Here is a 19441-nt window from a genome sequence, read left to right as displayed (position 1 = left end):
AAAGCAGAAAACCTGTTTGCGGCAACGAACAGGCTTTTTCGCTTTCCCCCTTCATTCACTTTCGATATGAACGAAACTTTTCATACCACGTGTCAATAAAATCTGGCGCAAACGGACCTTTTCGTTCATGAATCCAACTGATCAGCTTTTTCACATTATTTTTTAAAATTCGATCGATCACATCTGGATAATTCATTTCTTTGCGATGCCGTTCATATTCATCTTCGTCGAGAAGAATATATGTCATATCGGGAAATACTTTAATATCCAAATCATAATCGATATATTTTAGCGCTTCCTCATCCCATACAAACGGTGAACTCAAATTGCAATAATAATAAATTCCCTCTTCCCGAATCATGCCAATAATGTTAAACCAATGTTTCGCATGAAAAAAACAAATTGCCGGTTCGCGCGTCACCCATGTCCGGCCGTCTGCTTCCGTCACCATCGTTTTATCATTCGCTCCGATAATACACGTAGACGTTCCTTTTAGCACGATCGATTCTTCCCATACTCGATGAATCAAACCGTTATGTTTATAACTATGAATTTGAATAATTTCTCCTTCTGCAGGATATCCAGACATCATTCTCCCTACTTTCCTATGGGAACTTCTCTTTTTTATTATAACGATTGAAGATACAAATGAAAACAAAAGAGAGCCATCTTAACGCGTTGAAGATGGCTCGCACGTACGGCGATACTGGTTTTGATATGTGAGAATGACTTCTTCCGTTTGCTTTTCAAACGTTTGTTGAATCTCTCTTAACTGTCGTTTCATTTGTTGGATTTCCTCTTGAATGGATTGGAGTTTCGCTTCTTGTTGCAGCTCGATTAATTGTTTTTCAATTTCTTGGCAGCGCTCGATTTCCGACTGTAAAAATAAAAGCCGATCCATCGTTTTTAGTTGCTCATTCACTAAACGTTCAAACAGTTCCACGTTCGTTCTCTCCCTTCCCTTCCGGTTATGTTTATTACATTCGGGAAGAGAGGAAAATTTCCTTTGACTATATATGTAAAGTTATGATAGCTTTTGTCGATAAAAAATGGAGGCAGCTAGCTCTTTTCTGAGAAATCATTTTCCCAATCGACCAATGGGAAACGATTCTCTAAGAACTGGCTATACCGCCCCCGCCTTTTTAGCTGTCTAGCTTCGGCTCGCAACCTGTCAGCTACTTGAATTTGCATCTTCGCTGACATGCGCCGAGTAACCGCAGGTGCAGCTAGCGGGACAAATAACCTTCTCCCTTGGGGTGACAAACACCCCTGCGGGCGAAGAACATTTGCCCGTCGCGGTTAAACGGCTCGCCTCCACTTTTCTATGTTATTTGCTTGAATTTTGCGCTTTGCGAGCTTCTGCTTGCGCGTTTTGTTGTTTTACTTGTTGCACATTAGTTTCTGCAGCAAATTCAGTGCCGAATTGACCTGCTTGTGCAGATTGTGCGTTTTGTTGTCTTACTTCTTGAATGTTAGTGCCTGCAGCTGTTTTGTTTGGTTGTTGTTTTGCCATTGTTATCACCTCCACGTCACTTAATGTGCCCAGGAGGTGATCGTTTTATCCATCCAAATTACAAAAGTAAAGATCTTCCACCATCAACGATAATCGTTTGACCGCGGATCATTTCTGCTTGGTCGGACAATAAAAACATTACCGCGTTGACAATATCTTCAGGTTTTACCATTCGACCGGCAGGAGTTTTTGCTACTGCATCGGCTAGCAGTTCTTCCCGATTTGGAAAATGTTTTAATGCGTCTGTGTCGACCGCACCACCTGATACGGCATTGACAGAAATATTTTTCGGCGCTAATTCGACAGCTAAATAGCGCGTTAATGATTCAACCGCAGCTTTGGAAACACCGACAGCCGTATAATTTTCTAAATAACGGATGGAGCCGAGCGAGCTAATGCTTACGATTTTTCCGCCGCCGACTTTTTCCATTCGTTTTGCCGCTTCTTGCGCGCAAAATAACAGCGCTTTGCTGTTAATATCCATCGTCCAATCCCAATGCGATTCCGCAAGCTCCATCGCCGGCCGCAGCACGCCTGAAGCAGCGTTGTTAATAAGGACATCCACACGTCCAAACGCTTCATCCACTTGCGCGAACATCGCTTTAATTTTTTCGACATCACCGACATTCGCTTTCACGACAAGCGCTTTTCGTCCCATCGCTTCGATTTCCTGCGCCGTTTGTAACGCCGCTTCTTTACTGCGTGCGTAGTTAACGACAATATCGTATCCTTCTTTTGCAAGACGAAGGGCAATCGCTTTGCCAATTCCACGGCTGCTTCCTGTGACTACCGCAACTTTTTCACTCATGTTTTTCTCCCCTTTATGTATAAATGAATGAGTACTTTTTTAAACTAGAAAAAAAGGAGGCATCCATCATGTACGTTGGCCGCGATATGACCGAACTTTCGATGATCCCAAAATCGGAATGGAAAGACAGCGAACTCGCTTTTTTCCACCATTCGTTTCAGCAAATTGCTCCTTATTTAAACGCAGAAGGACAAACGATCCACCGCGAAATCATCGAAGAAATCGAAGCTCGCGGTGGACTCAGAAAAAGCGAAGCTACCTATACACAAGGAACGAGACAATCGTATGACTGAAACAGGTGGATTATCCACCTGTTTTTTTCTCTTTATACTCTCTCCAAATTCGTTGATGGGAAACAGGAAAGGCGTATAAACTGATTTCTCGCTCATCAACAAGTTTCAGCTGTTCTGTTTCCGTAAAACCATTAACTAGTTTGCCGTCATAAACGGTAATATTCCAAACTAAGTGAGAAAACACATGTTCTAAAACCGCAAAAGGTTTCTCAAGCTGGACTATTGCCCCGTATTCTTCCTTCAAAAACTTTTCCAACTGTCTTTCCGGATTTTCCCGTGAATGGGCTACTTCGCAGTTCGGAAATTCCCATAAATTCGCAAGCAATCCATCGCTGTCCCGCTTATGGATCAGTACTTTGCCATGTTCATCTTTCAGCACCGCAGCTGCAATCGCCACTTGTTTAACACTCGTTTTTTTCGTTTTTACCGGAAGCTCCGTCTGTACCCCTTCTTGCAGCGCCCGGCAATGCGCTTGTACCGGGCAAAGGAGACAAGCCGGATTACGCGGTGTACAAATAAGCGCTCCTAACTCCATCAACGCCTGGTTGAAATACGAAGGGTTTTCGCGTGAAATAATTTGCCGGACAATCGCTTCGAATAACTTTCTCGTTCCTGTTTTGGCGATATCTTCCCAGACAAGAAAAATCCGTGATAATACCCGCATCACATTGCCGTCGACGGCAGGTTCCGGAATGCCATAGGCGATGCTTAATACCGCTCCTGTCGTATATGGCCCAACCCCTTTTAATTTGGAAAACTGTTCTCGGTTGTCGGGAATTTTCCCGCCATATTGTTCTTTCACTTCTTTTACTGCCGCATGCAAATTACGAATACGCGAATAGTAACCGAGTCCTTCCCACGCTTTCAGCACCTCTTCTTCGTCCGCTTCCGCAAGCGCCTCCAGTGTCGGAAATTGCTCGATAAACTTATTAAAATACGGAATAACGGTGTCTACTTTTGTTTGCTGAAGCATAATTTCCGACACCCATACTTTATACGGGTCGTTATCTTTGCGCCACGGCAGGTCGCGCTGTTCTTTTTCAAACCAACGAATTAAATCTCGTTGAAAATCTTCTACAGCGAATCCCTCAAGAAACGTTTGTTCCTTCACGTTGTTTCCCCCATGATGTCAGTATATACGTTTTATTATATCATTGTTCGCAAAAAAACACCTGATTTTGCTTTGTAGCAAAATCAGGTGTACCATTTATTATCTCGCTTCTTTTTGGATTACTTTCACATGGACGACGCTTTGTTTCATATGATCTTTTCCATACACAAGCCAGTACAATAGTGCAACAAATACACTGCCGCCGACCGCATTGCCAAGAAAGACGGGAACAAAATTGCGGAACCAGTCCGCCCATGTCGCATGTCCTGCAAAAATCGCGGCAGGAATGACGAACATATTCGCCACAACGTGCTGAAAGCCAATCGCTACAAACGCCATGACTGGAAACCAAATAGCTAATATTTTTCCGCCAATATCTTCCGCCCCATATGACAACCAGACAGCTAATGTCACAAGCCAGTTACAGCCAATGCCTGAAATAAATGCTTGTATAAATGTGTCGTGAAGTTTCGCATCAGCAATGGCTATTGTTTTTTCTAAAAAAGGACCTTCCGCTGTTAACCCGACAATATGACCAAACATATAGGCAACAAATACAGCACCAAGAAAATTGCTTACGGTTACCCAAAACCATCCTTTCGCTAGTTTCTTCATTGTAATTGTTCTTGCCAACGCTGCCAATGTCATTGACATCATATTTCCCGTCAACAATTCTCCGCCGGCAATGATGACAAGGACAAGTCCTAATGGGAACACCGCCGCACCTAAAAAATTGGCAAAGCTCCCCCATTCTTTTGGAACGTTGCCAATCACGCGAATGTCCAATAAAAATCCAAGCGCAATAAACGCTCCTGCCAAAAAGCCAAGAATAATTTGTGATAATAATGGCAAATTCGCTTTACGCGTTCCCGCTTCAATGGTGAGTTGCGCAATTTGTGAAGGATTGCGGTAAGCCATTATGGATCCCCCTTTTTTCTGCAATTTAGTTATCAAATTACAATATTTTTTTCTTGCAACCCCGTTATTTTATTTGGATGTGTGTATACATTAAACGTATGGCCGCGAATAAATCCTACAATCGTAATACCTAAATCGTTCGCTAATTCGAGCGCCAATGTCGTTGGGGCGGATTTCGATAAAATAATGCCTATCCCCATTTTGGAAACCTTTAACAACACTTCCGATGATACTCTTCCGCTAAACGCGATTAATTTGTCCGATAACTGCAAATCGTGCTGCAAGCAATATCCGTAAATTTTATCTAGCGTATTATGTCTGCCAATGTCAGAGCGAACAATGACTAGGTCGTTTGGGGTACAAAGCGCCGCGTTATGAACGCCGCCAGTCGCCTGAAAATCGGTCGACCTCTTCTGTAGCAACCGCATAAGGCGAAAACATTGCTCCACATGAACGCTCGTGCTGTGCACAACCGTTTTGGCTGTTTTCATATCGTTATAAAAATAAAACTGTCTGCTTTTTCCACAGCATGAGCCGATAAACCGCTTTGCGTAAAACTCTTTTTGAATGGACTGTTTCGTGACAAGCTCAACATAGGCAAACCCGCGATGTTCATCGATAGAGATTGTTTTTATTTCCTTGCTAGAACGAATCAGCCCTTCCGAAGCTAAAAAACCGATGACCAGTTCTTCTAAATGAGTCGGAGTGCACACCATTGTCGCAAATTCCTGCCCATCAACGACAATCGTAAGCGGAAACTCCACAGCAACCTCATCATCTAGCTCTTCAAACCGATCATCACGATACTTTACAATTTTTTGCTTACGAGTCACAAATGACTCCATTAAATTCACCTCCATTTTCGGATCCACAACACAAAAAGAAACCGCCACATTTTCTATGACGAAGGCATACTATCCTTCGCGCACATAGAAAAGTGGCGGTAGTTTCAGCACAGAGCTCCTGTGACAAAACCAACGCTCATATCGCCTAGCGAAAGGAAACTTAACTAACAATAGCGTATTGCATAGCTAAGCTTCCTGTCCATATAACACATATATAAAACATGTAAATACTGTTTTTAGCATACCATGAAAGCGCATTACAAAACAATACAGAATTTTTTAGACTTGTCATATTATTTGTTAATCGGTTTTTCAAATATAAATACAGAAACAGCAATATCGTCTTCTACTTTAATATCATTAAATAAATATAAAAGTTTGGATCCTGCCAGCTCCTCAAGACCTTCCGGCACTTTTTGCGCATATACTTCTTGAATCATGCGAGTACGGGCTGCATGAACCATTTCCTTTCCTTCCGATGACCTTGCGATAAACTTTTCCGTCGGCGTTAAATTTCCTTGCAAGATCGTGATGGCCAGATTGTCGATAAAATATGTTTTAATCCGTTCCGGCCCCTTTCCAAACAGTTGCTTGCGAACTTTCCGCACTAAATCGTTGAATGTCGCTTCCTTTTTGGACATTGAAAAGCCCCTTTCCAACCATAAATTTGCGAAAAACGATGTCTTTACAGGTTGTTTTACGAACAATTCAGTAATATAATTATAATAAAAAAAATCAAAATAGACATAAACATAGTGGAAAAATAATAAGGCTTCCCTTGTTATTTTTCTACTAGTCTATTTGGATATGGATTGGTTATTTTAGTATCGTCATGCTAAAAAACTACTCCACCGTGACTGAAGACCATCTTCATTCATGGTGGAGTTTTTATTTTACTGTGGAGGAGGTTTAAGCATGAGCGAACAATTGATAACGATTACAATAAATGGAAGCGATTACAGCACAAAACAAGGAACAACGATTTTGGAAGTCATTAATGAAAACAACATCCCACATCCGCAAGTTTGCTATACTCCTGAGCTTGGAGCCATTCAAACGTGCGACACATGCATTGTTGAAGTGGATGGGAAACTGATGCGCGCCTGTTCTACTCCCGTTAAGGACGGCATGAACATCGAGCTTTCTTCCGAACGGGCGAAAACGGCGCAAAAAGAAGCGATGGACCGCATCCTAGAAAACCACCTATTATATTGTACTGTCTGTGATAACAATAACGGAAACTGTAAATTGCACAATACGGTGGAACTGATGGGAATTGAGCATCAATCGTATCCATACCGCCCGAAAGTAGATCCATCGGAAGTCGACATGTCCCATCCATTCTACCGCTATGATCCAAATCAATGCATCGCCTGTGGGCAATGCGTAGAAGTATGTCAAAATTTACAAGTAAACGAAACGTTATCGATCGACTGGGAAGCGGAACGCCCTCGTGTCATTTGGGATAACGGTGTTCCGATTAACGAATCTTCCTGTGTCAGTTGCGGACAATGCGTTACCGTTTGCCCATGTAATGCATTAATGGAAAAATCGATGTTAGGCGAGGCCGGCTTTATGACCGGTTTAGATAAAGAAATTTTAAATCCAATGATCGATTTTGTAAAGGAAGTCGAACCTGGCTACAGCAGTATTATTGCCATTTCGGAAATCGAAGCGGCGATGCGCAAACAGCGCATCAAAAAGACGAAAACGGTTTGTACGTTCTGCGGCGTCGGCTGTTCGTTTGAAGTATGGACAAAAGGACGTAAAATTTTAAAAATCCAGCCTGTCTCTGAAGCACCAGTCAACGCCATTTCCACATGTGTAAAAGGAAAATTCGGTTGGGATTTCGTCAACAGCGAAGAACGCCTGACCAAACCGCTTATCCGCAAAGGTGACGTGTTTGTCGAATCCACATGGGAAGAAGCGCTTTCGCTTGTTGCAGAAAAACTTGGCGAAATCAAACGGAAATACGGCGGCAACGCCATCGGCTTTATTTCATCGTCGAAAACATCCAATGAAGAAAATTATTTAATGCAAAAACTAGCGCGGCAAGTGTTTGAAACGAACAACGTCGACAACTGTTCGCGCTACTGCCAGTCGCCGGCAACAGACGGATTGTTCCGCACAGTAGGAATGGGCGGCGATTCCGGAACGATTCATGATATCGCATCCGCGGGATTAGTGATTATTATCGGCGCCAATCCGGCGGAAGGACATCCGGTTTTGGCGACTCGCGTCAAACGTGCCCATAAACTATTTGGTCAAAAATTAATTGTTGCTGACTTGCGCAAAAATGAAATGGCGGAACGCGCCGATTTATTTATCCGACCAAAACAGGGAACGGATCAAGTATGGTTGATGGCCGTCACGAAATATATCATTGACCAAGGCTGGCATGACGAAGCGTTCATTCGCGAACGCGTTCATTTCTTCGATGAATTCAAAGAAGTGCTCGAAAAATATACGCTCGATTACGCGGAAGAAGTAACAGGCATTGCGAAAGCAGACTTAATCCGCATCGCTGAAATGATCTACGAAGCAGATGGAACATGTATCCTCTGGGGAATGGGCGTTACGCAAAACACGGGAGGAAGCGATACATCAGCGGCCATCTCGAACTTATTGCTCGCAACAGGCAACTATGGACGCCCAGGCGCTGGAGCGTTCCCGCTCCGCGGCCATAACAACGTGCAAGGTGCTTGTGATATGGGGTCCCTTCCTGCCTGGCTTCCAGGATACCAGCATATTACGGATGATATCGCGCGGGCAAAATTTGAAAAAGCGTACGGCGTCCGCATCGATGGAAAACCTGGTCTTGATAACATCCAAATGATCGAAGCAGCCGAACAAGGAAAATTAAAGGCAATGTATATCGTCGGCGAAGATATGGCACTTGTGGACTGCAACGCCAATCATGTCCAAAAAGTGCTATCAGAGTTAGACTTCTTGGTAGTACAGGACATTTTCTTATCGAAAACAGCGCAATTTGCTGACGTTGTTTTGCCAGCAGCTCCAAGCTTAGAAAAAGAAGGAACGTTTACCAACACAGAGCGGCGCATTCAACGTTTTTACCAAGCGCTTGAACCGCTCGGCGATTCAAAACCGGACTGGTGGATCATTCAAGAAATCGCCAAACGGATGGGTGCTGATTGGAACTACGCCGGACCGAAAGAAATTATGGACGAAATCGCAAGTCTTGCTCCGCTTTTTTCACAAGCGCATTACGAAAACTTGGAAGGCTGGAAAAGCCTTTGCTGGGGCAGCTACGACGGTGCAGATACGCCGATTCTTTATAAAGAACGCTTCAACTTCCCGGATGGAAAAGCGCGCTTTGCACTCGCCGACTGGGTACAGCCGGCAGAATATCCGGAAGAATACGATTTGCTTGTGAACAACGGACGATTGCTCGAACATTTCCATGAAGGAAACTTAACATACAAATCAGAAGGCATTCAAAGAAAATTCCCTGAAATATTCGTTGAAGTATCTCCGGAATTAGCGAAAGAACGCGGCATCAAAGACGGCTCGCTCGTTCGTTTAGAATCACCATTCGGCAGAGTAAAAGTGCGCGTGCTCGTCACTGACCGTGTCAAAGGAAAAGAATTATTCTTGCCAATGCACTCGGCAACAAACGAAAGCGCCATTAACATACTTACCGGTCCTGCCACTGACCATCGCACGAATACACCGGCGTTTAAACAAGCAAGAGTGCGCATGCAAGTGTTGGAAGTCGACGGAGAATCTCCGCTCCCGCGCACCAATCCGCGATTTAAAAAGCGGAATCCAAAAAGAGGCGTCGAAGTCGATCGAAAATGGAAGCGTCCGGATTACGTTCCTTTAACGGATGAATGGAAGGAGGCACAGCCGCGTGGCTAAACCAATTACAACCATTCAAAAACAAACCATTACCGAAGAAGAAAAACGTGAGAAAACAATAGAAGAACTAAAAACTTCATTGACGGAAAAAGAAGAAGCGGTCACTGAACTGCTTTCTATTATAGAAGAACTGCATAAAAGCGGCATACTCGAAGCGGCAAATGCGATGCTTAAAGCAAAGGAAGATATCGTGAAAATCGTCATCGGCCAAGCAAATCGCAAACCGGTGACAACGGCGATTAATCATGTGATCGGGATGGCACAGCTGCTTGCCAATCTCGATCCGCAATTAACCACTAAATTATTGGAAAGCACCGCTTCAAGCATTGCCGAAGCATATAAGCAAACAAAAGAAAAAGATAAAAAAATCGGCATTTTCGATCTTTTAAAAGCAGTGAATGATCCTGACATTAACCGCGCCATCCGCTTTATTCTTTCCTCTTTAAAAGAATTTGGAAAACGTCTGGATGATGATAAAAGCTAAACATTCGCCTTTTTCAGCCATCTTTCCTAAACAGGAAAGATGGCTTTAGTATTCCCTTCCCTCGCCAATGCATTCGAAATGTGCTACACTGGCAATACATCCTTGTTTTTATGTGCTTACTCGTCCAATGATCGAAAACGGACTGGATATACTAATGAACGAAACTAGCAAAGGAGGCTTATTTCGCTTGGATACAGGCACACACATTCTTATGGGGGTAGCGCTAGGCAGTATTGCCACATTGGACCCCACTGTCGCTCAAGACCCTTTTTTGTCTCATGCTGTGCTTATCGGAACATTAGCCGGCTCCCAAGCGCCGGATATTGATACGATTTTAAAATTACAAAACAACGCAAAATATATCCGCAATCATCGCGGAATTACCCATTCGATTCCTGCCGTATGGCTATGGTCGTTATTCATTACAGGCATTATCGTTTGCTTTTATTCATACGTCAATGTATTTCACTTATGGCTATGGACGTTCATTTCTGTCGCAGTTCACGTATTTGTCGATATTTTTAACGCTTACGGCACGCAAGCGCTGCGGCCGTTTACAAAAAAGTGGATTGCGCTTGGTGTGATCAATACATTCGATCCAATTATTTTCGCCCTGCATGTCATCGGGGTTGGTCTGTTGTTTCTTGGCCTTCATCCCGGCTATACGTTTCTAGCGATTTACGGTGTCATCGCCGCTTATTATATAATACGATTACGCCAGCAGGCAGCGATTAAACAAGCCATCCGTGCTGAAATTGCCGATGTCGAACAGATTATTACCGTTCCGACGTTCCGCTTCCGCGAGTGGCATTTGGCGATTACGGCAAAAGACTACTTTTATGTCGCGAGGGCCAAAAACGGGTGCATCTATATATTGGACCAATTTGAAAAATGTCCGCTTCCTGATGACCCTGTCATCGAAGCAGCGAAAAAGGATGAAAACGTTGCTGCTTTTTTGTCCTTTTCCCCCGTCTACCGATGGGAACTTCATGAATATAACGATCATTATGAAGTGAGATTTACGGACTTGCGCTATCGCAGCAAAGGCTATTATCCATTCGTCGCCGTAGTGCAATTAGATCGCAATTTAAATATTGTCAGTTCGTATACCGGCTGGATTTTCAGCGAAGGGAAATTGCGAAAAAAACTGGACCTCATTCCAAACTGATAAAAATAGGCGGTCGTTTTGAAACAACCGCCTATTTTCAATGTTTTAAATAATCATTGCGATTTAGCAAATGTTGATATTTCGGATTTGTCGTTTGAAATTCATGTAATGTCGCTCCATACCGGTCAATCCATTGACGCACTACTTTTTCTGTCAGCTCTTTTCCTCTATATTCGTATCCAGCGCGGGCATATGTCGTTTCGAAATCTTCCCATAGCAATTCGACCCACGTTCTTGCTTGGGCATAAGCAAGCGACGGATTTTTCTCCAACAAATAGTTCGTCAGCCGTTCAAAATATTCATTCATCGTCATTTTTTCCACCTCTTATCCCAACAATTTGAACACATAAGAGAGCAAAATATCCTCATAATAAAAATACGTGTTGGCCATCAACACGAGCAATTGCAAAGGAGGGAATGTGCGATGCGGAATAAAGAACGCAACTTCCCAAACCAAAACAATAATAAATTCGAAGGTGAACCACGAGCGAAAGCGGAATATGCTTCAAAACGGGCAAACGGCACGACTAACACCCATCCGCAAGAACGCATGCACGCTTCCGGTAAACGCGATGACAATTTTTAAAAACTTTCTCTTATTTTGAGAGGTGTGAGACAATGGGTCGCCATTCGCACAAAAAATTTTATGATAACTTATACTCCAATCCTTTCCAGCAGCCATGGGCAAATCCAAAACATGCCCATGCACAAGTCAACGGAGAAACTCAACAAACACTTAACTTAATTATCCTTGAGCGTCAAACGCGGAAACAATCGTAACAAAATCGAACCTAGAGAATCTTCTCTAGGTTCTCTTTACTATAATTACGGCTTTCGCAACAACGAAATCGGCAGCGCTTCTTCTTCCCCGTTTCCCTTTAACCGGTATCCCCAAGCAAATACCCCTTTCAAATAACGCACTTTAAAATATTCTCCCGGATCTCCCTCGATCTCGTATATTTCGCCCGGCTGAAAATCATTTGGGTCAAGCAAATACGCTTTTGCCATCGCGATTTTTCTTTCATATACGGCGTATTCATTTACCATCCCCATTTGTTCCGCTTTGCGCGCTTTTTCCGTTAATGCCGCGATTTCTTGACGCAATTCTTGTTCCGTCATTTCACTATAACGTTTTTGTTCTCCTGGCGCTTTCACCGTTTGTTCCCCCTTTGATTTTATTATATGATAAAAAAGACAATCCAACAGAATGGAGAGACAGACAATGGATGTTATTGCTATTACCGGGGCCGGCACAGGGTTAGGAAAAGAATTGGCATTGCAATATGCTAGTCAAGGCCATACCATCATCGCCCTCGGCAGACGGATCTCCCCTCTTTTAGACGTAGTGCAGGAAATCGAGCATCTAGGAGGAAAAGCGTTTGCCTATTCCCTTGATATCCGCCGTTACGAAGATGTCGTTGACACAGTCGATATGATTGCGAAACACCACCATGTTACGTGTCTTGTGAATAATGCTGGCATCGGCCATTTCGGTCCGCTTTCTTCGCTTTCCGCGCAGCAAATTGACGATATGATTCAAACGAACATCAATGGGACCATTTATATGACGAAAGCATTTTTGCCGCATTTTCTGGCGATGCCGAAAGCAAAAATTATCAATATTATTTCGACTGCCGGCTTACGCGGCAAAGTGAATGAATCCGTCTATGTCGCGACAAAATTCGCGATTCGCGGCTTTAGCGAAAGCTTAACGAAAGAGCTGGAAGGCACAAATATTTCGGTTACCGCTGTGTACATGGGAGGCATGGACACCCCATTTTGGCATGGAACCGATCATATAAAAGATCGTTCGCGGCTTCGTTCCCCAAAAGAAATAGCAAAACAAATTATCTCTTTAGAACACGGGCAAAACGAAATTATTTTATCTTAATGTTCCTGCTCCTCCTTTAATTTACTCAAAAATTGCTCGATCATCTCCAGTGGGAAGCCTTTCCGGTACAAAGCCTGCTTCATTTTTTGCTCATACATCGGACTATCATATTTTTCATAGCGCCGATGCGCTTTTCTTCCTTGATACTCCAAAGCTTCCCACTCCTGTTCCTCCTTTTCGTCCTGTTCTGACAACAGCACCTGATCGATGACTTCGTGCGGAAATCCTTTTCGATATAAAAGCTGCTCGATCTGATATTTCCATTGCCGCAAAGACTGTTTTGCCCGCTGTTTTTTTGCTTTTTCATAAAGCGATTTTGCCGTTTCCACTTGCTCATCAAAGGAGTAAATAGCCAAGCTTTGTTCAATCCATTCTTCCGCAACCCCGAGCTTTTCCAATTCTTTACGGATGACATATGGCCCTTTTGCCGTTGTTTGCTTTTGCGTGCGCACATAAGCGAAGGCGAATTCACGGTCATCAACGTATTTGTTCTGCCGCAGCTTATCGAGCACCTCTGCAATCACATCGTCAGATGCGCCTTTTTTTCTCAGATGATCGGTCACCTCACGTTCAGACCGCATGCGGTGCGATAAAAAATATAAAGCCTGATTATACGTTTTTTTGACTTGATCCGCATATACTATTTCTTGTAAGGCATTCCCATCAATTTCCATTCCCTTTTTCAGGCGGAATTGAAGCAGCACGTCTTGATCAACGGTAATCACATCTATTTCTCCATTTTCTTTTTGGATCGTGACGCGAAAACGTTCACGGCTGTTTGGCTGAACGGCTATATTTGTAATGATCCCCATGACTTTCCCTCCATTTTTATCGTAACATACAGAAGGAATCCGGTACACGAAAAGCGAAATAATTCACTACGACAGACTAGGAGGGAAGGATATGAATATCGCCATTGCCGGCGGAACTGGATTTATCGGAAAAGCGCTTTCGAACCACCTTGCGTCACAAGGCCATACCATTTATATATTGACGCGGCGTCCTAAATTATCTTCCTCTTCTAATATCCGCTATGTTTTATTCACGCCTGAAAGTCGCCCCCAAGCAAACTTTCCTGCCTTTGACGCCGTGATTAATTTAGCCGGCGAACCGATTAACCGCAGAAGATGGACAAAAAAGCAGAAAGAACGCATTGTCCATAGCCGTGTCTCCACGACCCAATGGATGATTGAGCTGATCAAATCATTGCCATCCCCTCCTCGCGTATTTATTAACGCGAGCGCCATCGGCATTTATGGCACTTCGCTTACCGATTCTTTTACCGAAGAAAGTTCAATGATTGGCAACGATTTTCTGGCACAAACCGTAGCAAAATGGGAAAAAGAAGCGAAACAAGCAGAGTCGTTAGGGGTTCGTACAGTAATGGCACGATTTGGTGTCGTTCTTGGCAAAAACGGCGGGGCGTTGCCGAAAATCGTCTTACCGTACCGTTTCTGGATTGGCGGTCCAATCGGCTCGGGACAGCAATGGATCTCCTGGATTCACATTAACGATGTAGTACGTGCACTTGCATATATTATTGATCATAAGCAGCTAGCAGGACCGGTTAATATCACTTCTCCATCTCCCGTCCGTATGGGACAGTTCGGCGAAACGGTCGCCCGTATACTTCACCGCCCTCATTGGCTTCGCGTGCCAAGTGCGATGCTGCGCGCCCTCCTTGGTGAAATGAGCATGCTTGTGACCGAAGGACAGCAAGTCATTCCGAAAAAACTGATGGAAGCTGGGTTTGTCTTTTCTTTCCCTACGCTGGAAAAAAGTTTAGCCGATTTACTAGCCACATGACATTCGTTATCGAAAAATCAACAAATATATAAAAAAAATTTAACAAAAAACCTATTTCTTTTTTCTTGATCATCGTGTATGATGATAAAGACCTGTGCTACTCATTGCCGACAATCAGATAACGACGCAACAAAAGGGAAGGCAAATGGTGCGCCACCAGCGGATATCGCTGGTTCTAGTGGGTTCGATTCCCACCCCGGAATTTTTTGATGAAATATATTAAAAAATTTCGAGGGTGGTTTCGCCCACAAGTAAACTGCCCTCGATATAAGGAGGGAAAAGTATGTTAAAAAAACGGGAGCTGCAAGATTGTCATGCACTCTACGAGCTGATGGTGCACCCGGACGTCTTCCCTTTCGTGCGCCAAAAAGCAAGCTCGTACGAAGAATTTTTATTTATGACGAAACAAATGATCGAAGCGGAAGAACGCGGTGAACTCATTTCCCGCACGATTTTAGATGAATGGGGAAATCCAATCGGCACAATCAGCCTATTTGACATACAAAATAACGCTGGATTTTTGGGCACATGGCTTGGAAAGCCATATCATGGCCAAGGTTATAACCAACGTGCGAAAGAAGCATTTTTCCACGAATTATTTTACGAGCTTTCCATTGAAACTGTATTTATGCGCATTCGCAAAGTGAACATCCGCTCCATCAAAGCGGCAGAAAAATTACCGTATGTTACCCCAGCGAATGAGACAAGAAAAAGTTTGCTGGAACAAATCGGAGCTGATGTATATAATTTATACGAAATTACAAAAGATAACTATACATTATATACCCTTCGCCATCCTTCTCAAATCGAACAAGAACAACGCAAAGAAGCGTAACAGGGCTGTGTATAACAGCCCTTTTTCTATTATTCATGCATAAAACGAACAAACAGTGGAAAAACTAAAAATAAATCTTGATAAAAGTGAGGGGCAATAAATGGTGGAAAAACGAAGACAAGAAAAAACGAAAAGGACGTTAACGCGTGCACAAGAAATAACGTATTCCCGCGACTTTAAATTAGCCGACCAAGCAGGCGGCTATACAGCAAAAAAAGCGAAACATTAGAAAACATTGTTATTTATACTTTGCCGAGCAAATGCCATCCTAAGTAGTGAATCGTCCGATTCACATTATTGCTTAGGAGGAATTGATGATGGGTCGATCTCGCGGACAAAAAACGCGTGATAAAAACAAAGCAACTCTTCCACAAGTACCAAAACAACTGAAATCCGACGGACTAGATGTTGAATATTCTCGCGAATTTGCGGATTACGAAGACCTAGAAGCAGAAGCGCGCGCTCAAGCAGCTGGCATTCGCCAAAGCAAAGCACGCAAAAAATAGAGCCTAAAGGCAGCGCAAATAAGCTGCCTTTAGGCTTTTTCCTCTTCAAATTCTAGAATATCGCTGTACTGCTTATAAAAAAATCCAAGCTCCCCTTTATAATTTTCCTTCCACGGTTTATCTTTGCCACAATAATGAATAAACACTGTATTTTTCTGAATCCAATGTAAATCATGCTTTGGATTTGGCAATAACTGAATCATATCGTAATATCGCGCATCGTAATTATAACGATAACAATCCACTGGCTTAATTTTGTCCCAATATAAAGCGTTTAGCACATCTTGATCCGGAAGCACAAGCTTAAACCGATTATCACGAATAAACTGGTAAATATCCTCTAACCGCACTTCTTTTCTCATTAGCGGCAAGTTCATCAGCATGACACCAGTGTTAAAGTAGCCTCTTGCATTCGGGGTTTTCAGCCTCAGCTTGTTAAATAAATTCGCTACTTTTGTCGAATGGGTATGCTCCGCGGCAATAAACATATTTCCTTCAAAATCCATATTATAAAAATCATCGATCGGATTAATCGCAACAATATCTGGATCAAGATATAAAACACGGTCCAATTCTTGGGGCAAAAACTGATGAGCAGCAAGCCGATAATACATTTCCGAAGTATAATGACGAAATACAGGAGCATCGGCAAATAATTGAGGATCGACATAAATCGGAATCAGTCGATGGCCTTGTTGTTCTACAAACCGTTTCAATGACTCGATTTCCATCTCGGGAATACGCGAATATAATAGGTAGAACGAAAATGGTTTATGATTGTTGCAAAACAGCGAGTTCATTAATACTTTTAATGGCGGAATATAGTTCGAATTTAACGTCACCAGTACATGAAACATAAGCAATCACTTCCTTGTCCTTACCGTATAGTCATACTATTCCCTTACATTATATAGTATGAGTAAAATATTTATGGGAGAAGGATAATAACCTTTTATATGTATTTTGGGGTTGTATTTCCCAAAAAAGGAGATGGTAAACAAAATAGATGCAAAAAGGACTCTCTTCCTGTATTGCGATAAGTGCACAAAACCAAACACAAGGAGGGAAGAGAGTGCTGCGAAAAAGTTTATCATAAATGGGCAAACATTGAAAGAGATTGAATGGAACTGTTTTCGGCGCTGCAAGAAACATACGGAAACATGCTTCGACAAGTATTGGAGTATATCGATCAAGAATTGGCTAAACATCGAGATAAGAACCGTTATTGCCTAAAAAATAAACAAACCGTACGCATCCAGATGTTATTTGAAGTGGAGGAAGTTCAACGCAACAATTATTTCGATCGAGAAACAAGCGTCTATACGCTTTGATGGGGAGGAATCAGTCCATTGTTGGAGGAAACAGCGATGGAATTGGCAGTGGCGGATCCATTGTATCGTCAAAGCCGTCGAGACGCTAGAGAAGATGGTCGGCTATGCGGTGATGAGCCTGAAACGGGAAGCCAGCAGCTGAATTACGCAGGAATTCAATATCCCAACATTCATCAAAAGCACCAATTTATCAAGCGCTACAAGCATTGAAAGGAATTTAAACAAGTAGGGAAAGCACACAAGCAGGATAAGAGAATCAGAAAACGATTACAAAATATACCTAAAAAATCAAAACCTCAAAAAAATCTCCCACAAAATCTTGACTCAACCGTATCATCGTTTTAGACAATAAAACGATAGGTCGATTCCCAACCGCTGCATCGATAAACAGTTCTTCCGACAAATGCGATATGCTCGTCCACATGCGAAAAAAAGCATGCCAACCTCTTGAAAAACAAACAGAGAGCCACCCTACGGCTCTCTGTTTTACAAATTTCAGCGATCAAAGAACTTAATTTCGAATAAGGTAATCAAATGCACTTAAGGCTGCGGTAGCGCCTGACCCCATTGAAATAATGATCTGCTTATACGCGCTATCCGTGCAGTCACCTGCAGCAAACACTCCAGGGATGTTCGTAGCGCCATGCTTATCGACAATAATTTCGCCGAAGCGATTGCGTTCAATCGTTCCATCTAACCAGTCCGTATTCGGCACTAAGCCGATCTGAACAAATACCCCTTGCAATTCAATATGATGTTCCTCTCCGGTCGCCCGGTCGATATAAGTGATGCCATTTACTTTGTCCGTACCGGTAATTTCTTTTGTTTGCACGTTCTTTAAAACCGTTACGTTAGGCAGGCTATAAAGGCGCTCTTGTAAAACAGCATCGGCTTTCAGCTCCGGCATAAACTCAAGAACGGTGACATGCTTTGCAATGCCTGCAAGATCAATGGCTGCCTCAATACCGGAATTGCCGCCACCAATGACCGCAACATGTTTTCCTTCAAACAACGGACCATCGCAATGTGGGCAGTATGCGACCCCTTTGTTCTTAAACTCCGCCTCGCCTGGTACGCCAAGGTTGCGCCAGCGAGCCCCTGTTGCGATAATAACCGTCTTGCTTTTTAACACGGCGCCATTTTCAAGCTCGATTTCAATAAGATCTTTCTTTTCCAAGCGTTTGGCACGCTGTAAATTCATAATATCAATATCGTACTGTTTGACATGCTCTTCAAGGCTTGCTGCAAGCTTAGGGCCTTCCGTATATTTCACACTGATAAAGTTTTCAATGCCTAATGTATCCAATATTTGACCGCCAAAACGTTCCGCAACAATGCCTGTACGAACGCCTTTACGCGCCGCATAAATCGCTGCAGTTGCTCCGGCTGGTCCCCCACCGACAACCAGTACATCAAATGGTTCTTTTTCAGCGAAATGTGATGCGTCCAAAGTATTCCCCATCTTCGCCAAAATTTCCTCCAACGACATCCGGCCGCTACCAAAGAGCTCTCCATTTAGGAATACTGTTGGAACTGCCATAATTCCTTTTCTTTCCGCTTCGTCCTTAAAGGCTGCGCCATCGATCATCGTATGCGAAATGCCCGTGTTCAGGACGCTCATCAAGTTCAACGCTTGAACCACCTCAGGACAATTATGGCATGTCAAACTCACGTAAGTTTCGAAGTGATAGGTGCCTTTTATGCTTTTAATTCGGTCAATCACGTTCTGATCAACCTTTGGCGGTCTTCCGCTTACTTGAAGCAGAGCAAGCACTAAGGAGGTAAACTCATGCCCTAAAGGAACACCAGCGAATGTTATACCAGTATCTTCGCCGATACGATTAACACTAAAGCTTGGCGTTCTTTGCAACTGCGTTTTCTCTACTTTAATTTTTGGTGACATTGCGGCCAATTCATCGACTAAAGCAAGCATGTCGCGGGAAACTTGATCGTCTCCCGCGCTCACTTTTAGAACAATGTCATTTTCCATCAATTGTAGATATTGGGCTAATTGCGCTTTTATCTCGGCATCCAATATCATGGTGTTACCTCC

26 protein-coding genes are annotated in these 19441 nt (G+C 43.2%); 13 read left to right on the top strand and 13 right to left on the bottom strand.

Features of this window, described 5'->3' with window-relative positions:
* Positions 1 to 55: 55 nt before the first annotated feature.
* From ntdP to fabL, 4 genes are all read right to left on the bottom strand, one after another.
* Positions 56 to 589, bottom strand: a complete 534-nt coding sequence (gene ntdP / locus DER53_RS06970; RefSeq protein WP_062678470.1) for a nucleoside tri-diphosphate phosphatase — start codon at positions 587 to 589, stop codon at positions 56 to 58.
* A gap of 81 nt (positions 590 to 670) precedes the next feature.
* Positions 671 to 943 carry a YgaB family protein gene (locus DER53_RS06965; protein ID WP_062678460.1) on the bottom strand — a complete coding sequence of 91 codons (273 nt, stop codon included), beginning with the start codon at positions 941 to 943 and terminating at the stop codon, positions 671 to 673.
* Positions 944 to 1327: 384 nt separating this feature from the next.
* Entirely contained in the window at positions 1328 to 1513 is a 186-nt protein-coding gene (locus tag DER53_RS06960; RefSeq protein WP_012749194.1) for a gamma-type small acid-soluble spore protein, read from the bottom strand.
* 58 nt (positions 1514 to 1571) lie between these two features.
* Complete coding sequence (gene fabL, locus DER53_RS06955; protein WP_062754811.1) at positions 1572 to 2321, bottom strand: enoyl-[acyl-carrier-protein] reductase FabL; 750 nt, start codon at positions 2319 to 2321, stop codon at positions 1572 to 1574.
* 68 nt (positions 2322 to 2389) lie between these two features.
* Here fabL and DER53_RS06950 point away from each other — a divergent pair, with 68 nt between their 5' ends.
* On the top strand, positions 2390 to 2614 hold the full coding sequence (locus DER53_RS06950) for a hypothetical protein (RefSeq protein ID WP_012749192.1): 225 nt from the start codon (positions 2390 to 2392) through the stop codon (positions 2612 to 2614).
* A 10-nt stretch (positions 2615 to 2624) separates the two neighbouring features.
* On the opposite strand, the gene mutY is transcribed toward DER53_RS06950, so the two are convergent.
* The 4 genes from mutY to DER53_RS06930 form a co-directional block, all read right to left on the bottom strand.
* A complete protein-coding gene (mutY, locus tag DER53_RS06945) occupies positions 2625 to 3725 on the bottom strand; it encodes an A/G-specific adenine glycosylase (protein ID WP_062754813.1) in 1101 nt (366 codons plus the stop codon).
* A gap of 99 nt (positions 3726 to 3824) precedes the next feature.
* On the bottom strand, positions 3825 to 4643 hold the full coding sequence (locus DER53_RS06940) for a formate/nitrite transporter family protein (protein WP_062754815.1): 819 nt from the start codon (positions 4641 to 4643) through the stop codon (positions 3825 to 3827).
* A 32-nt stretch (positions 4644 to 4675) separates the two neighbouring features.
* The gene (fdhD, locus tag DER53_RS06935) at positions 4676 to 5488 is read right to left on the bottom strand and encodes a formate dehydrogenase accessory sulfurtransferase FdhD (protein ID WP_062754817.1); all 813 of its coding nucleotides are present in this window, start codon (positions 5486 to 5488) and stop codon (positions 4676 to 4678) included.
* Between the two features lie 293 nt (positions 5489 to 5781).
* Positions 5782 to 6129 carry a Na-translocating system protein MpsC family protein gene (locus DER53_RS06930; protein ID WP_062754819.1) on the bottom strand — a complete coding sequence of 116 codons (348 nt, stop codon included), beginning with the start codon at positions 6127 to 6129 and terminating at the stop codon, positions 5782 to 5784.
* A 274-nt stretch (positions 6130 to 6403) separates the two neighbouring features.
* Here DER53_RS06930 and fdhF point away from each other — a divergent pair, with 274 nt between their 5' ends.
* The 3 genes from fdhF (at position 6404) to DER53_RS06915 (ending at position 11019) form a co-directional block, all read left to right on the top strand.
* Positions 6404 to 9367: a formate dehydrogenase subunit alpha gene (fdhF, locus tag DER53_RS06925; RefSeq protein WP_062754821.1), complete on the top strand. Its 2964-nt coding sequence runs from the start codon at positions 6404 to 6406 to the stop codon at positions 9365 to 9367.
* Positions 9360 to 9851, top strand: coding sequence for a helical membrane plugin domain-containing protein (locus DER53_RS06920; RefSeq protein WP_062678465.1), 492 nt, complete (start codon positions 9360 to 9362; stop codon positions 9849 to 9851). The genes fdhF and DER53_RS06920 overlap by 8 nt, the downstream gene beginning before the upstream one ends.
* A 187-nt stretch (positions 9852 to 10038) precedes the next feature.
* A complete protein-coding gene (locus DER53_RS06915) occupies positions 10039 to 11019 on the top strand; it encodes a metal-dependent hydrolase (RefSeq protein WP_062754823.1) in 981 nt (326 codons plus the stop codon).
* A gap of 37 nt (positions 11020 to 11056) precedes the next feature.
* On the opposite strand, the gene DER53_RS06910 is transcribed toward DER53_RS06915, so the two are convergent.
* A complete protein-coding gene (locus tag DER53_RS06910) occupies positions 11057 to 11326 on the bottom strand; it encodes a YfhJ family protein (protein WP_041269804.1) in 270 nt (89 codons plus the stop codon).
* Between the two features lie 117 nt (positions 11327 to 11443).
* On the opposite strand from DER53_RS06910, the gene DER53_RS06905 reads away from it, so the two are divergent.
* On the top strand, positions 11444 to 11605 hold the full coding sequence (locus DER53_RS06905) for a small, acid-soluble spore protein K (RefSeq protein ID WP_012749183.1): 162 nt from the start codon (positions 11444 to 11446) through the stop codon (positions 11603 to 11605).
* Between the two features lie 32 nt (positions 11606 to 11637).
* Entirely contained in the window at positions 11638 to 11799 is a 162-nt protein-coding gene (locus tag DER53_RS06900) for a YpzG family protein (protein ID WP_012749182.1), read from the top strand.
* Between the two features lie 45 nt (positions 11800 to 11844).
* Here DER53_RS06900 and DER53_RS06895 read toward each other — a convergent pair whose 3' ends face one another.
* Positions 11845 to 12174: a YfhH family protein gene (locus tag DER53_RS06895; RefSeq protein WP_255265199.1), complete on the bottom strand. Its 330-nt coding sequence runs from the start codon at positions 12172 to 12174 to the stop codon at positions 11845 to 11847.
* Between the two features lie 67 nt (positions 12175 to 12241).
* Here DER53_RS06895 and DER53_RS06890 point away from each other — a divergent pair, with 67 nt between their 5' ends.
* The gene (locus DER53_RS06890) at positions 12242 to 12910 is read left to right on the top strand and encodes an SDR family NAD(P)-dependent oxidoreductase (RefSeq protein ID WP_062754825.1); all 669 of its coding nucleotides are present in this window, start codon (positions 12242 to 12244) and stop codon (positions 12908 to 12910) included.
* On the opposite strand, the gene recX is transcribed toward DER53_RS06890, so the two are convergent.
* Positions 12907 to 13722 carry a recombination regulator RecX gene (recX, locus tag DER53_RS06885; RefSeq protein ID WP_062754827.1) on the bottom strand — a complete coding sequence of 272 codons (816 nt, stop codon included), beginning with the start codon at positions 13720 to 13722 and terminating at the stop codon, positions 12907 to 12909. The genes DER53_RS06890 and recX overlap by 4 nt on opposite strands.
* Before the next feature lie 91 nt (positions 13723 to 13813).
* On the opposite strand from recX, the gene DER53_RS06880 reads away from it, so the two are divergent.
* The 4 genes from DER53_RS06880 (at position 13814) to DER53_RS06865 (ending at position 16057) form a co-directional block, all read left to right on the top strand.
* A complete protein-coding gene (locus tag DER53_RS06880) occupies positions 13814 to 14716 on the top strand; it encodes a TIGR01777 family oxidoreductase (protein WP_062754829.1) in 903 nt (300 codons plus the stop codon).
* Positions 14717 to 14999: 283 nt separating this feature from the next.
* On the top strand, positions 15000 to 15551 hold the full coding sequence (locus DER53_RS06875; RefSeq protein ID WP_012749178.1) for a GNAT family N-acetyltransferase: 552 nt from the start codon (positions 15000 to 15002) through the stop codon (positions 15549 to 15551).
* Positions 15552 to 15651: 100 nt separating this feature from the next.
* Positions 15652 to 15780, top strand: a complete 129-nt coding sequence (locus DER53_RS06870) for a YfhE family protein (RefSeq protein ID WP_012749177.1) — start codon at positions 15652 to 15654, stop codon at positions 15778 to 15780.
* An 88-nt stretch (positions 15781 to 15868) separates the two neighbouring features.
* Positions 15869 to 16057, top strand: a complete 189-nt coding sequence (locus tag DER53_RS06865) for a YfhD family protein (RefSeq protein WP_041269575.1) — start codon at positions 15869 to 15871, stop codon at positions 16055 to 16057.
* A gap of 29 nt (positions 16058 to 16086) precedes the next feature.
* On the opposite strand, the gene DER53_RS06860 is transcribed toward DER53_RS06865, so the two are convergent.
* Entirely contained in the window at positions 16087 to 16914 is an 828-nt protein-coding gene (locus DER53_RS06860; RefSeq protein WP_012749175.1) for a glycosyltransferase family 8 protein, read from the bottom strand.
* 264 nt (positions 16915 to 17178) lie between these two features.
* Here DER53_RS06860 and DER53_RS06855 point away from each other — a divergent pair, with 264 nt between their 5' ends.
* Both DER53_RS06855 and DER53_RS06850 read left to right on the top strand, forming a co-directional pair.
* Positions 17179 to 17388 (top strand): UPF0236 family transposase-like protein, encoded by a 210-nt coding sequence (locus tag DER53_RS06855; protein ID WP_062754831.1) that lies wholly within the window; start codon positions 17179 to 17181, stop codon positions 17386 to 17388.
* Between the two features lie 18 nt (positions 17389 to 17406).
* Positions 17407 to 17598, top strand: coding sequence for a hypothetical protein (locus DER53_RS06850; RefSeq protein WP_062754833.1), 192 nt, complete (start codon positions 17407 to 17409; stop codon positions 17596 to 17598).
* Between the two features lie 301 nt (positions 17599 to 17899).
* Here DER53_RS06850 and ahpF read toward each other — a convergent pair whose 3' ends face one another.
* Positions 17900 to 19429: an alkyl hydroperoxide reductase subunit F gene (gene ahpF, locus DER53_RS06845; RefSeq protein ID WP_062754835.1), complete on the bottom strand. Its 1530-nt coding sequence runs from the start codon at positions 19427 to 19429 to the stop codon at positions 17900 to 17902.
* Positions 19430 to 19441: the final 12 nt, after the last annotated feature.

This window comes from Parageobacillus toebii NBRC 107807, from assembly GCF_003688615.2.
GTDB lineage: Bacteria > Bacillota > Bacilli > Bacillales > Anoxybacillaceae > Parageobacillus_B > Parageobacillus_B toebii.
This window is presented reverse-complemented; position numbering and strand designations above follow the sequence as displayed.

Coding starts and splice junctions, on each gene's coding strand:
- ntdP (WP_062678470.1), bottom strand. CDS start 589: ATGTCTGGATATCCTGCAGAAGGAGAAATTATTCAAATTCATAGTTAT.
- DER53_RS06960 (WP_012749194.1), bottom strand. CDS start 1,513: ATGGCAAAACAACAACCAAACAAAACAGCTGCAGGCACTAACATTCAA.
- fabL (WP_062754811.1), bottom strand. CDS start 2,321: ATGAGTGAAAAAGTTGCGGTAGTCACAGGAAGCAGCCGTGGAATTGGC.
- DER53_RS06950 (WP_012749192.1), top strand. CDS start 2,390: ATGTACGTTGGCCGCGATATGACCGAACTTTCGATGATCCCAAAATCG.
- DER53_RS06940 (WP_062754815.1), bottom strand. CDS start 4,643: ATGGCTTACCGCAATCCTTCACAAATTGCGCAACTCACCATTGAAGCG.
- fdhD (WP_062754817.1), bottom strand. CDS start 5,488: ATGGAGTCATTTGTGACTCGTAAGCAAAAAATTGTAAAGTATCGTGAT.
- DER53_RS06930 (WP_062754819.1), bottom strand. CDS start 6,129: ATGTCCAAAAAGGAAGCGACATTCAACGATTTAGTGCGGAAAGTTCGC.
- fdhF (WP_062754821.1), top strand. CDS start 6,404: ATGAGCGAACAATTGATAACGATTACAATAAATGGAAGCGATTACAGC.
- DER53_RS06910 (WP_041269804.1), bottom strand. CDS start 11,326: ATGAATGAATATTTTGAACGGCTGACGAACTATTTGTTGGAGAAAAAT.
- DER53_RS06905 (WP_012749183.1), top strand. CDS start 11,444: ATGCGGAATAAAGAACGCAACTTCCCAAACCAAAACAATAATAAATTC.
- DER53_RS06900 (WP_012749182.1), top strand. CDS start 11,638: ATGGGTCGCCATTCGCACAAAAAATTTTATGATAACTTATACTCCAAT.
- DER53_RS06890 (WP_062754825.1), top strand. CDS start 12,242: ATGGATGTTATTGCTATTACCGGGGCCGGCACAGGGTTAGGAAAAGAA.
- recX (WP_062754827.1), bottom strand. CDS start 13,722: ATGGGGATCATTACAAATATAGCCGTTCAGCCAAACAGCCGTGAACGT.
- DER53_RS06880 (WP_062754829.1), top strand. CDS start 13,814: ATGAATATCGCCATTGCCGGCGGAACTGGATTTATCGGAAAAGCGCTT.
- DER53_RS06875 (WP_012749178.1), top strand. CDS start 15,000: ATGTTAAAAAAACGGGAGCTGCAAGATTGTCATGCACTCTACGAGCTG.
- DER53_RS06870 (WP_012749177.1), top strand. CDS start 15,652: ATGGTGGAAAAACGAAGACAAGAAAAAACGAAAAGGACGTTAACGCGT.
- DER53_RS06865 (WP_041269575.1), top strand. CDS start 15,869: ATGGGTCGATCTCGCGGACAAAAAACGCGTGATAAAAACAAAGCAACT.
- DER53_RS06860 (WP_012749175.1), bottom strand. CDS start 16,914: ATGTTTCATGTACTGGTGACGTTAAATTCGAACTATATTCCGCCATTA.
- DER53_RS06855 (WP_062754831.1), top strand. CDS start 17,179: ATGGAACTGTTTTCGGCGCTGCAAGAAACATACGGAAACATGCTTCGA.
- ahpF (WP_062754835.1), bottom strand. CDS start 19,429: ATGATATTGGATGCCGAGATAAAAGCGCAATTAGCCCAATATCTACAA.